General features: G+C 42.9%; 10 protein-coding genes and 2 riboswitches. Of the genes, 9 read left to right on the forward strand and 1 reads right to left on the reverse strand.

The genetic code is table 11. The features are described 5' to 3' along the window. Nucleotides 1-20: 20 nt before the first annotated feature. Nucleotides 21-136, forward strand: a riboswitch (SAM riboswitch). A 227-nt stretch (nt 137-363) separates the two neighbouring features. From AC1DYB_RS26125 to AC1DYB_RS26165, 9 genes are all read left to right on the forward strand, one after another. Next, a complete protein-coding gene (locus AC1DYB_RS26125) occupies nt 364-810 on the forward strand; it encodes a protein-disulfide reductase DsbD domain-containing protein (RefSeq protein ID WP_295718982.1) in 447 nt (148 codons plus the stop codon). A 414-nt stretch (nt 811-1,224) separates the two neighbouring features. Further along, a riboswitch (SAM riboswitch) is annotated at nt 1,225-1,337 on the forward strand. 218 nt (nt 1,338-1,555) lie between these two features. Next, complete coding sequence (locus tag AC1DYB_RS26130; RefSeq protein WP_477439341.1) at nt 1,556-2,875, forward strand: peroxiredoxin family protein; 1,320 nt, start codon at nt 1,556-1,558, stop codon at nt 2,873-2,875. Between the two features lie 26 nt (nt 2,876-2,901). Further along, the gene (locus tag AC1DYB_RS26135) at nt 2,902-4,230 is read left to right on the forward strand and encodes a peroxiredoxin family protein (protein WP_477439343.1); all 1,329 of its coding nucleotides are present in this window, start codon (nt 2,902-2,904) and stop codon (nt 4,228-4,230) included. Between the two features lie 67 nt (nt 4,231-4,297). Then, nucleotides 4,298-4,966, forward strand: coding sequence for a YceI family protein (locus AC1DYB_RS26140; protein WP_477439345.1), 669 nt, complete (start codon nt 4,298-4,300; stop codon nt 4,964-4,966). 197 nt (nt 4,967-5,163) lie between these two features. Next, nucleotides 5,164-6,126 carry a cytochrome-c peroxidase gene (locus AC1DYB_RS26145; protein WP_477439347.1) on the forward strand — a complete coding sequence of 321 codons (963 nt, stop codon included), beginning with the start codon at nt 5,164-5,166 and terminating at the stop codon, nt 6,124-6,126. Nucleotides 6,127-6,231: 105 nt separating this feature from the next. Beyond that, nucleotides 6,232-8,997 carry a TonB-dependent receptor gene (locus AC1DYB_RS26150; protein ID WP_477439349.1) on the forward strand — a complete coding sequence of 922 codons (2,766 nt, stop codon included), beginning with the start codon at nt 6,232-6,234 and terminating at the stop codon, nt 8,995-8,997. A gap of 10 nt (nt 8,998-9,007) precedes the next feature. After that, nucleotides 9,008-9,838 (forward strand): DUF4397 domain-containing protein, encoded by an 831-nt coding sequence (locus tag AC1DYB_RS26155; protein WP_295718973.1) that lies wholly within the window; start codon nt 9,008-9,010, stop codon nt 9,836-9,838. A gap of 114 nt (nt 9,839-9,952) precedes the next feature. Then, complete coding sequence (locus tag AC1DYB_RS26160) at nt 9,953-10,687, forward strand: superoxide dismutase (RefSeq protein ID WP_477439351.1); 735 nt, start codon at nt 9,953-9,955, stop codon at nt 10,685-10,687. Beyond that, nucleotides 10,687-12,042 carry a hypothetical protein gene (locus AC1DYB_RS26165; RefSeq protein WP_477439353.1) on the forward strand — a complete coding sequence of 452 codons (1,356 nt, stop codon included), beginning with the start codon at nt 10,687-10,689 and terminating at the stop codon, nt 12,040-12,042. Before AC1DYB_RS26160 ends, AC1DYB_RS26165 begins: the two co-directional genes overlap by 1 nt. 90 nt (nt 12,043-12,132) lie before the next feature. Here the strand turns inward: AC1DYB_RS26165 and AC1DYB_RS26170 are convergent, their stop codons facing one another. Beyond that, on the reverse strand, nt 12,133-12,792 hold the full coding sequence (locus tag AC1DYB_RS26170; RefSeq protein WP_477439355.1) for an adenylate/guanylate cyclase domain-containing protein: 660 nt from the start codon (nt 12,790-12,792) through the stop codon (nt 12,133-12,135). Between the last annotated feature and the right edge of the window lie 177 nt (nt 12,793-12,969).

A 12,969-nucleotide genomic window follows, 5' to 3' on the forward strand; every position in this document is an offset into this window, starting at 1 on the left:
TGCAACATCACGTTCTTTTATACTTATCCAGAAAAGACAGAGGGAAAGGCCCCATGACGTCTTGGCAACCTGTACCATGAATCTCAGATTTAGTAAAAGGTGCTAATTCCTGCTCCCGTTGGGAGGAAGATAAGTTGGTATAGAATTCTACAGGTATTCTCTCCGGCTCTCTTTTAGATAAGTGTAAAGAACATAAATAAACAACTAAATACATGAATACTTTTTCCCAATTACCTGCCAATATTTACAGATCGCTTCGTAATGATGTAACAATGTGTTGTTGATTTAATGTTCCTTTAAAGAACCGGCCTCAATTGCAAACTACCCACTATACATCACATTATTACAAATAGAATTTACCAAATGAATAAAGTAATACTTACCGCTTTAACAATTGTTATCAGCACCACTGCTTTTTCACAGATCCTTACACCGGTAAAATGGTCATATGCAGCCAAAAAGATTGATAATGAACAAGCCGTAGTATTTATAAAAGCTACCATTGATAAAGGCTGGCACATTTATTCGCAGCATCTTGCCGATGGCGGACCTATAAAGACTTCACTAAAGTTTGAAAAAAACGACAACTACATTTTAGTGGGTAATACAACCGAGCCCAAGCCAGTAAGCAAGTATGAAAAATCGTTTAGCATGAACGTGCAGTATTTTGAACAGGCAGTTATATTTCAGCAAAAAGTAAAACTTAAATCGGGCCAGGCATCGGTTAGCGGCACGGTAAATTTTATGGCATGTAACGACAAGCAATGTTTACCGCCAGATGATGTGGAGTTTAATATACCCGTAAAATAGTATCGTATATAATCAAAATACTTAATTAGTAAGCAGTGCAATAGCCACCAATTGATCTGCAGAATTACAAACTAATACCATGAAACCAAGATCAAATTTATTCACTAAAGCCCGCAAACAGAATGGTGGCACCCTTTTCTGTTGTTATTGCCATTGTTAAAAACGTAGTTACGTTTCCGGTTTTTAAATCTTAATCAAGATATACATCCTGGCTGTACTAAGTGCGTTGCTTTGCTATGGTGGTAAATCAGGCGTGTGCTGTGCAGTCCAGGATGTATATCATTTTACAAGATAAATAATTACTAAAAACATAAAGAATTAAAAAATATTCTATTAAGTCTATAGATTTTATTGTATTTATCATATTTATTGCTACCTTTACACCATTCTAATTAACCCCACCATTAATTAGTTGATTTATAAAGAATAAGGGAGAGGAAGTCTCGATGATCTTATAGCAACTTTTCAGAAACCTGAAATAAGTGCTAAACTTTTTTCGGTAGCAATTATGCGCCGGAATATAAATTAACTAAAAGTCATGAACACATTTAACAGTCATTACCCACAGCCACAACCCGCAGCCATCAAACGATGTTGTTGTATGGTTCAGTATGTTTTCTGGTTTTAAAAACCAGGCACCTTAAAAATTTATAGCGTTTTTTCAAAGGCTTGTTAAGCCCAATGGAATACTTATGTCCAAATTTTCAGGCATCGCATCAATCAACAATAATTAAAACTTATACAAATGAACACTACAAACTACTTAACCAAAACAAGGCTGCTATCGGCCGCTTTACTGCTTAGTGGGGTTACGATATTATCGGCCCATGAAACCCCAAAGCCTAAGTTTATAAAAGAAGGTAAATGGCGCGGTGAATTCACCGTAAGCGAATCAAAAGTACCTTTTAATTTCGAGCTGAAAGGCAAGGATGCCGAGCACGCTGTGTTTACGCTTATTAATGGTTCACGGAGGGATAATTTCCACGTAAAATCTGTAGGTACCGATTCAGTTTATATTAAAATGAACACCTATGATGCTGCGCTGGTAGCCAAAATTGAAGACGATGGTTCGCTAAGCGGCGAATACCGTAGCCTGGTACCGGGTTTCAGGGGCAATTCTTTACCATTTACTGCAGAATATGGTAAAACCTACCGCTTTGTAGAACCCGGCAAAGATGTAGCCCCTAAAGCGGATTTGACCGGTAAATGGGAAATCAAAACCTACAGTAAAGAGGCTGTTCCTGCATCTATAGCCTTATTGAAACAAAAAGGAAACAAGCTTACCGGCGTAGTGATGACTGTAGTTGGTGATACCCGCGAACTGGAAGGTACTGTTCAGGGCGATGAATTTGCACTGAGTGGTTTTACCGGCCCAAGTCCGTTCATCATAAAAGGCAAGATCAACGCCGACGGCTCTATCAGCGGTGAAGAAGGCTTCGGCATCTATAAAAATCTGAAGTTCGATGCTGCTAAAAAAACAGAGGTGGAATTGCCTGATCCTTATAAGCTTACATTTTTGAAAGAAGGCTATAAAAAACTTGATTTTTCTTTCCCGGGGATAGATGGTAAACAGGTGTCTCTCAGCGATAACAAATACAAAGGTAAAGTAGTGATCGTAGAGATTATTGGTACCTGGTGCCCTAACTGTACCGATCAAACCGTGTTCCTATCTCCATGGTTCAATAAAAACCATCAACGTGGTGTAGAAGCCATTGCATTGGGTTTTGAGCAGAAAGACAGCCTGGAATATGCCAAATACACATTAGGTAAGCTGAAAGAAAAATACGAGATCAATTATGATATCGCTTTTGGCGGCCTGGCCGATAAAAAGCTGGTATCGCAGAAGCTACCTGCATTGAATAAATTTATCGCTTTCCCAACCACCATCATCATTGATAGAAAAGGTGATGTAAGGGAGATCTACACCGGCTATACAGGTACGGTAACGGGTAAATACCACGAAGATTACGAAAAGAAATTTAATAAACTGTTGGACGAACTTATCGCTGAACCGGCCCCGGAAACAGCGGCTATTGCAGATCCATCAACCCATCCAGGAAACTAACATTAACTGATCCTATAATTTATCAAATGAAAACTATCAATTTAATTACCTCATTCAAATGCCTGTCTGTAGGTTTATTGTTTAGCGGTGCAGCAGCATTAGCCGCGGATAAAAATCCGCCTGTGAAATTTATTAAGCAAGGTGTATGGCGCGGTGTATTTACCGTTGCCGAAACCAAGGTTCCTTTCAACTTTGAATTAAAGGGTAAAGACGCGGAGCACGCGGTATTTACGCTGATTAATGGCAGCCGCCGGGACAACTTTCATGTAAAGCAGATTGGCAGGGACTCTGTGTTTATCAAAATGAATACCTATGACGCCGCCCTGGTTGCTAAAGTGGAAGATGACGGAACGTTAAGCGGTGAATACCGCAGCCTGGTACCGGGCTTCCGTGGTAATTCTCTGCCTTTCACTGCTGAATATGGAAAAACTTACCGTTTTGTTGAACCCGGAAAGGATATTGCCCCGACGGCGAACCTAACCGGAAAATGGGAACTGAAAGTTTATTCAAAAGACCAGGTGCCTAACAAAATAGCTGTTTTGAAACAAACAGGCAATAAACTTACCGGCGTAATTATGCAGGTAACCGGCGATAGCCGCGAATTGGAGGGTACCGTTCAGGGGAATGAGTTCGAATTATCCGGCTTTACAGGTCCGAGTCCAAAGATATACAAGGGCAAGATCAATGCTGACGGTACATTAAGCGGCGAAATTGGTTCCGGTATTTATGATAACACAAAGTTTGATGCTGTGAAGGACGATAAAGCAGAATTGCCAGATCCGTATAAACTAACCTACCTTAAAGAAGGTTACAAAAAGCTGGACTTTACTTTTCCCGACCTAAATGGAAAACCAGTATCGCTTAGCGATGATAAGTATAAAGGCAAAGTAACCATTATTGAAATTGTAGGTACCTGGTGCCCCAACTGTACAGATCAAACGGTATTCCTTTCGCCATGGTTTAATAAAAACCACAGCCGTGGGGTAGAAGCCATTGCTATTGGTTTTGAGCAGAAAGATAGCCTGGACTATGCCAAATATACTTTAGGCAAGCTGAGAGATAAATACAATATCCAGTATGATATCGTTTTCGGCGGCTTAGCTGATAAAAAGCTAGTATCGCAAAAACTGCCTGCACTAAACAAATTTGTGGCATTCCCTACCACCATCATTATTGACAGGAAGGGCGATGTGCGTGAAATATACACAGGCTACACAGGCACTGTTACCGGTAAATATTACCAGGATTACGAAAAGAAATTCAACAAATTGTTGGATGAATTGATTGCCGAACCGGCACCTGCCAGCGCAGGTAATGTTACAGGTACCGATCAAAAAGAACTCAAAGGAAAATAAACTAAATTAAATCCCGGTAAGGGGTAACAGCTTTACCGGGTTCACTAAAACAAGTAAACAAACCACCATGACTAAATTATCAGGCGCTGTATTATTTACAGCATTCGTATCGCTAACCGCGTTTACACCATCAACTATTAAAAGTGTTAAATTAACTAAAGGCAGGGCTGCCACCATCAAAACCGTTACATCAAATAGAAAATTAAAGATATCAACCTTTAAAGTCGATAATGAAAGCAGCAAACTTACCTGGGCCGCAAAAAAAGCTACAGGCGATCATAACGGCGAAGTAAAAGTAAGCAACGGCAACTTTGCCATTGAAAATAATGCGCTTAAAGGTGGCAGCTTCGATATCGACCTTAATACCATCACCGATGCTGACCTTACCGACCAGGCATCAAACGATAAATTGGTTAGTACTTTAAAAAGTGAAACTTTTTTCAATACAGAAAAATTCCCTAAGGCCAATTTTGTGATCTCATCAGCCACAAAAACTACAGGAAACCAATACGAAGTAAAAGGTAAGCTTACTATAAAAGGGATCACCAATGATGTGAGCTTCCCGGCAACGGTAACAGTTAGCGGCAAGAAGCTGGCTGCTACTGCAAAGATCACTATCGATCGTACCAAGTACGATATCAAATTCCGCTCAAAAAACTTTTTTGAAAACCTGGGTGATAAGGTGATCTACGATAATTTTGATTTAAACGTAAACCTTAACGCCAGCGCGCAATAAGCTTTTACTGAGCTAACAAATTTTAAAGATCTGATAAAATTATAGTCACCATTTTAGGTGGATGGCCATTGTTTTGACTAAAAATAGCATTTAAAAACTCGCGTAAAGTTTAGAAACGGATCAGCAGCCGGGGTGCATTGGGTACCCCGGCAAAGATCCGGACAGACTTATCGGCAGCAATATGAATGCATAAGGATATGAAAAAAGGAAATATACTTCTGGTTATTATAGCTATCAGTACATTGATAAGCTTTATGAGTTTTGTGGGCACTAAAGATGATGTGCAAACCAAAGAGCAATTGGGCGAAAAATTATTTTTTGACCCGATACTATCTGGTGATAATACCATCAGCTGCTCCTCATGCCATAAACCGGAGTTTGCATTTGCCGATACCGCTACGTTTAGCATTGGCATAAAAGGTAACCTTACTTCAAGAAACTCACCCGGATTAACTAATCTTTCGGGCCGGCCACACCTTTTTTGGGATGGACGCGCTTCTTCGCTGGAAGAACAGGCTCTAGGGCCTATCACATCGGCTACAGAAATGGGGCTTCCAATTGAAGATGCCGTAAAGAAATTAAATGAAAACAAATACTACGCTGATGCATTTCAAAAGATATTTAAATCAACACCCACCAAAGATAATCTGTTGAAGGCCATCGCCTCCTTTGAGCGGACGCTTGAAACCTCAAACAGCCCATATGATCGTTATATTAATGGCGATGATAACGCCTTAACTGCATCTGCAGCCCGTGGTCGACTCTTGTTTATTGGTAAGGCCAATTGTAACAACTGCCACTCGGGCGAAGATTTTACGGCCGATAGGTTCAAAAGCATAGGGCTATACAATGGTAAAGATCTGAATGATCCGGGCCGTTCAAAGATCACTAACAACAAAACGGAAGATGGCGAATTTAAGATACCGAGCCTGCGCAATGTTGCAGTTACCGCTCCTTATATGCACAACGGAAAGTTTAAAACGTTAAAAAGTGTGGTTGAATATTATAACAATCCATCTCTTGTTGTTAAGGATGGCATCAACCGCGACCTGTCGTTAGATAAGCCTTTGAATTTGAATGACGGAGAAATAAACGATATAGTTGAATTTTTGAAAGCACTTACCGACGATCGTTTTAATCAGAAACTCGCCTCAAACTGAAATAATTCCCCCTTTAAATAATTAATTAATCACGGACATCGATTGTGTATGCAGGGCAGAAAAAATACCTGCTGTAGCCACTGCTTTGTCTAAAACTATTGTAAAATGAAGAAAATTGTACTCCTGCTTATATTTTTCAGCCTGGCTTACGGGCAAAATATATTCGCACAAAAACGAACGGTTAGCGGAATAGTCACCGCTGCCGATGATAAAGCCCCTTTACCGGGTGTATCTATACGCATCAAAGGATTAAATGAAGGCGCGGTTACCAAAGCCGACGGTACTTTTAGTATCGTAGTACGCAATGGCAAGTACCTGGTGTTTTCATTTTTAGGATATGAAAGCCAGGAAGTAGAGATTGACGGACTAAAAGAGTTTAAAATAGTGCTTAAGCCTGCAGGTAATGATCTTAACGAGGTGCAGATCATCGGCTCGCGTAATGCCAACCGCACCAACCTTAATTCGGCTTCGGCTGTCGATATTATCGATATCAAGCCTTTGCTGGAATCTGCCCCGCAGGTGAGCGTAACGCAGCTGCTGCAATATATTTCGCCGTCGTTCCACTCCGTTAACGGAAGTAATGCCGGTGATGCCGGGTCGGCACTTAGTTTAGCCCAGCTTCGCGGTCTGGGGCCCGACCAGGTATTGGTTTTAGTAAATGGCAAGCGCAGGCATAAAAGCGCAAACGTTAATTATGGCGGCCTGGGCAATGGATCAACCGGGTACGATTTAAATTCTATACCATCAGGTTCTATTGATAGGATCGAGATCCTGCGCGACGGCGCAGCTGCTCAATATGGATCTGATGCGATTGCCGGCGTGATCAATATCGTACTTAAGAAAAAAACGGATGACCTGGCGGTTAATACCTCAGGAAGCACCCGCAGGCGTGGTGACGGCGCAACAACGCGTACCAGCGTAAATTATGGTGTTGGCTTAGGCAGTACAGGAGGTTATATTAATGCCACTGCTGAATACGCAACGCAGGCCATCGCGTTGCCAGCAGGAAGAGCCAATGCCGGATTATATAACGGGCCCATTTATGGCGGCGGTGCAAATACGCGCGCTTATGATGCTATTTATACTAAGGAAATTGATGATGCCATTTTAAAAAGCCGCGGTATTGACCGTCATTTTTTTGATCAGCGTGGCGGCGGGTCCAATGCAGGCCAGGACGCATTGTTGTTTTTCAACGCTGGCTTTCCATTAAATAAAACCACAGATATATACGCATTCGGTGGTATCAGCAGTCGTAACTCTCAGTTTACCGCCGTTTACCGTTTACCCGGATGGACATCGCGGAACAATAACTTTATTTACCCGGATGGTTTTTTACCGGCCATGGAAAATAACATTGTTGACGGTTCGATAGCTGTGGGTATAAAAGGCAAGGTTGGCGATTGGAATGTAGATCTATCTAACGTATTTGGAAAAAATAGTTTCACCAACCGGGTGGATAATTCATTAAACGCCAGCCTTGGATTGAAAAGCCCGACCAGCTTTGATGCGGGCAGATATAACGCAGGCCAAAACACCACAGGGCTCGACTTTAGCCGCTACTTTGAAAAGGTTTTAAAAGGGTTAAACGTAGCCTTTGGCGCGCAGCATCGGATAGAAAGCTTCCAGATCATAGCAGGCGAGGAAGGCTCTTATTCCAAGGCAGACCAGCGCACTATTGTGGATGTTGATACTACCGTTGGTGGCATTCCTTACTTATCAAATGCTGGCGTAACTTCGCTGAACGGCCTCGCCGCCGGTTCACAGATCCACCTGGGCTTCCGGCCCGAGAATGCGGTGAACGTCAGCCGTTCTGTAACCGCCGGCTACGCTGATGTGGAACTGAATGTAACCAAAGCATGGCTGATATCAGGTGCTGGCCGTGCAGAATATTTTTCCGATTTCGGCAATGTGTTTACCTGGAAAGCTGCCACCCGTTACAGTTTTGCCAGGTGGTTGAATATCCGTGGATCGGCCAATACAGGCTTCCGGGCACCAGACCTGGCACAATCTTATTACACCTCAGTTTCTACTACGTTTCAGCAGGGCAGGGGAGTTGATATTTTAACAGCATCTAATCAAAGCGCGGCGGCAAGGGCATTGGGTATCCCTAAATTAACGCCCGAAAAATCAAAAGGATACGCGCTGGGCCTTACCTCGGCACCCGGCAGTAATGTAGAACTAACCGTGGATGCCTACCTGATCAAGATTGATAACAGGGTAGGTAATACCGGCAACTTTACCTCCACTGATGCCAATCTCCCGGCAGATGTTAAAACTCTTTTCCAACAGACAGGCGCGGCGCAGGCAAATTTCTTTTATAATGAATTCAGCACCCGTACCAGGGGTATTGAATTTACTGGCAGCTACAAGGTATTGTTAGATAAAGGCAATATCAACTTCCTTTTCGGCGGCAATTTTTCCAAAAACGAGGTGACGAAAGTAAATACTCCAAAGGGATTAGAAGCGTATAAGAATGTTATACTAAGCCCGGGAGAAAGGGCAAGGGTTACCACTAATATCCCAGCACAAAAGATCAATCTTCAGGGCATTTATAGTTTGGATAAATTCACCTTCTTACTGCGCACCGTTTACTTTGGTAAGGTAACTACCGCATCGCTGCTGAGCGCTGCCGATCCGCTTAACCCTGTTTACTTTTACCAGAACCTGAAACCAATCTGGGTGACAGATCTATCCATAGGCTATAAATTCACAGCCAAACTACAGGCTACCGCCGGTGTAAACAACGTGTTCAATATCGTTGGAGATTATACCGATCCATCCATAGCTGGTTTACGCAATCCTACCGTTGTTGGTATCCAAAACGGCAGCGCGGGCATCCAGCCATTTATTAAACTATCTGCTCATTTATAAGCTGCAAATCATGAATAACAATTATAATAAAATATACAGGTTGGCGCTAAGGCCGACACCATACAAGTTAACTTTACTGTTTGCGGGCATATTATTATTGGCCTCTTCCTGCAAAAAAACAGATTACCTGAACATCAACGATGCCAATAGACCCGCGCTTGCTGCTCATATCAGCTTTGTAAATGCAAGGCCGGTAAATGCAGGTATCCAGTTTTGGACTTATACCACACAGGTAACCAAAGCCGCTGTAGCCGTAAATGCCAAAACAGATTACCTTGATACCCAATTTGGCGATGTGCAGATCAATTTTACGGAGGGTACCAACACCTCATACAAAGCATCGCGCCAGTTTGGCAACAGTGCCGCTTTTACAACAACAGGCGGCCCTAACGGGCCTATAGCCGCTTACTATCATACTGTATTCGCAGTGAAAAACACCAAGGCTACTGCCGATTCGCTCATCCTGTTTTATGACGACCTGAGTGCGCCGGCTGCCGGCAAAGCCAAAGTAAGATTTGTGCATCTGGCACCCGGCAATGCCGCCGTTGATTTTGGAATAGCCGGGCAAACCGCCTTGTTTACCAATACAGTATATGGTCGCGCCGGTGGATCAGTTCTTTCCGGAACAGGATATAACGCATGGTCGCTTGGGCCCTTTGTGAGTGTTGACGCTGGCACGGTTAATTTTTCTGTCAGTAAATCTGCAGATCATTCAGTCGTGAACATACTAAATGATAAGTTAAGTAATGTTGCTTTAGCATCCGGTAAAATATATACCATTTATATCAACGGAACACCCGGCAGCACAGCTATTGGCGCTACTATCATTACCCATAATTAACAAAAATACAGCACAAATAGCAGTGATTTAATAGATGTGCCGATGAGGCCGTCCCGGTTTTGGCCGGGCGGCTTTATTTTTTAATCAATCAATTTATAATTCAACATCATCATAATGAAAAATAGTAGTCGTAGAGAATTTATAGAAAATACCTTAAAGGCAACCGTTGCCATAGCCGTGACCGGTCCACTGATTTTAAATAGCGAAAACGCGTTAGCATCTCCCAAAAGCGCAGCAACCATACCTGGCGATGTGCTGAAGTTTGCACAGGTTCCGCTGGGCTTTGACTATAAAGCATTGGAGCCACATATAGATGCGCTCACAAACGAAATACATTATACTAAGCACCATGCCGCTTACATCAAAAATGTAAATGAGGCCATTGGTGCCGAAAAGCTAACCTTTACTACCGAAAAGGAATTTTTTGATCACGCTTCGCAGCTGTCGCCCAAAGCACGTAATAACGGCGGAGGTGCCTGGAATCACAATTTTTTTTGGCAAAGCCTTAAGCCAAACCCAACCGGGCCTGATGGCAGGATTAAAGATGCTTTGAATGCCGCATTTGGATCTGTTGAACAGTTCAAAGAACAATTTACAAAAGCCGCGCTAACCCGCTTTGGATCGGGCTGGGTATGGTTGGTAAATGTGAACGGTAAATTAACTATTGCATCTACCGGCAACCAGGATAACCCCTTATTTGATAATGCTGCGGTAAAGGGAGTGCCTTTACTGGCACTGGATGTTTGGGAGCATGCTTATTACCTAAAGTACCAGAACAGGCGTAATGAGTACATCGCCGGTTGGTGGAATGTAATTAACTGGAACGAGGTTAATAAACGATTGGGTTAATGAGAAATACAAATAATTTTGCCCACCTAGCCTGGAAATGGCACAATCGGGTTCTCTTAAGAACATTTATCGTTTATGGCGCTGTAACTATTATACCGCTTGTTCCTTCCTTTTACAGCCAGGACTTTGATGCAGGTTTTTCAGTGGCAAACTATCCCTGGAGATGGCTGGATGTGATTAGCCAAAATAATCCCTGGTTCTTCAGCAGCCAGGGAGGTAAAAACTATATTGGCTGGTTTATCACTTTGTTAATTTGTTTGGTTGCCGGTACCGTTTGGTTATTGGTTGAAAAGCAAATCAATAAGGATAAAAATGTAGCAGATCTCAATACCGGTGATGGAGGCCTTTATAACTGGTTCTTTATTTTAGTGAGATACCAGATTGTTTTAAGAATGTCGTGGTTTGCTATCGCCAAAGTATTCCCTGTTCAAATGCCTTTTCCAACCATCAGCCAGTTGAACACCAGTCTTGGCGATTTTACACCAGGAAAACTATATTGGCTTACAACCGGGGTATCTCCGTTTTTTGAGGTTTTCGCGGGCGTCTTTGAACTCACGGCCACTATTCTTATTCTTTTCAGGCGCACTACAACATTGGGGGCCCTAATGATGATCGCTATACTGCTTCCTATCTGGTTTGTAAATATTGGTTATGATGCCGGGGTGGAGCTTGCGAGCCTGCACCTGCTATTATTATCCCTATTGCTGCTTGCAAAGGATTCAACCAAATTCTGGCAGCTTCTTATCGAGCACAAAGAGGCGGCGATTAGCTATATCCGGCCGCCTATTTTTCCGCAGCAATGGAAGAGGGTGGGGCGCATTGCACTTAAAATTGGTTTTATTTTTATTTTTCTCGTTTACCGGGGTTATCATTACGGAAAGCTCTACGCAGCGGGTAAAACATTTAAACTGCCGTTGGATAATGGGGTAGAAAGCTTTACAGGGTTTTATAATGTGGATGAGTTTAGGATAAATAACCGATTTATCCCATATTCTCCTAACGATAGCCTGCGCTGGCAAAATGTAGTTTTTGAAAAATTCAATACCATCAGCATTAAAGTAGCCAGGCCTTTTAAACTTAACACACAAAATAAGATCCGTACTACCGAGTATTACGGTAACATAGGCAGGCTGTTTTATGGTTATGACGTCGATACCGTTAAACACGTATTCACATTGAAAAACCGCGCAGATACCAGTGAAAAGACCGTGTTGAATTATACGATCCCAAAGCCTGGCAGATTTATTTTAAAGGGATTAGATGGGCATAAAGATTCGGTTTATATTGAGCTCAATCGCGTTGATCGGCAATATCCGCTTGCTGTAAAAAGAAATACAAAGGTCGCAGGCGACTGATAAGCACTGGACTGGTATTAAAGGTTGTTCGATATAAGCGCCCTGCAAGGCTGAAAATTAGCAGCAGGTCTGCAGAGAATTAACAGGATGTTAGCCGGATATTGCCATTAAATAATCCATGTTTTGCCGGCCGCTGTAGGATTTTCCCGCTAAGCGGACTTGCTGCCCCTGGCTAATCCCTTGCAGTTTTACGGTTTCATGCCGGACTATGGCCTTGTCATCAGATAATAACTGGTAGGCGTATTCGGAAATGATCAGGTCGTTATCCAGCTCTTTGGTTTTGGCCTGGAGCCTGGAAGCGATATTGACGGGTAGCCCCATGACCGATAACTGGGGGCCGTTATCTAAGCCGAACTCGCCGACGAAAACTTTCCCGGCGTGTAAGCCTACGCCGATCTCAAGCGGGCCGCCGTAAAAGGGCTCGGTGTAAGCTTCATTGAAAAGGCTAACGGTTTGGAACATAACTTTAGCGGCCTGGTAGGCATGATCAACTGATTCTTTCAACCCGGTTTGTAAACCAAACACCACGTACAGGCTGTCCCCGGCAACTTCTACTACCCGGCCCCCGAAATTCTTCACTACCTGGTTGAACGTAGTGAATAAACGGCGAACAACCTGTATAACGGTTTGGCCTGGCTGTGCTTCCATCAGGGGGGTAAAGTTCCGGATATCCAGGAATAAGATCGCCAGTTCCCGTTCCTGGTCGGGTACAGTTGGCGCTGGGTTCTGGATTAAATAGTTCTGCTCCATGGTAGTATAGACGATTAAGCTTTTAAAACATTTTATGCGGTTACTCATAAGATCAGCTTGATGACAGGACGAAATTAACTGCAGGATGGGAGGGTTACCAGCATAATCTGGTTAACCGTTCCGGGAAACCGGTAAAAACCGGGATTGAATCGGTAAACGATTGAGCAAGCCACCTTA

The sequence above is a fragment of the Mucilaginibacter sp. P2_A4 genome, assembly GCF_056405015.1.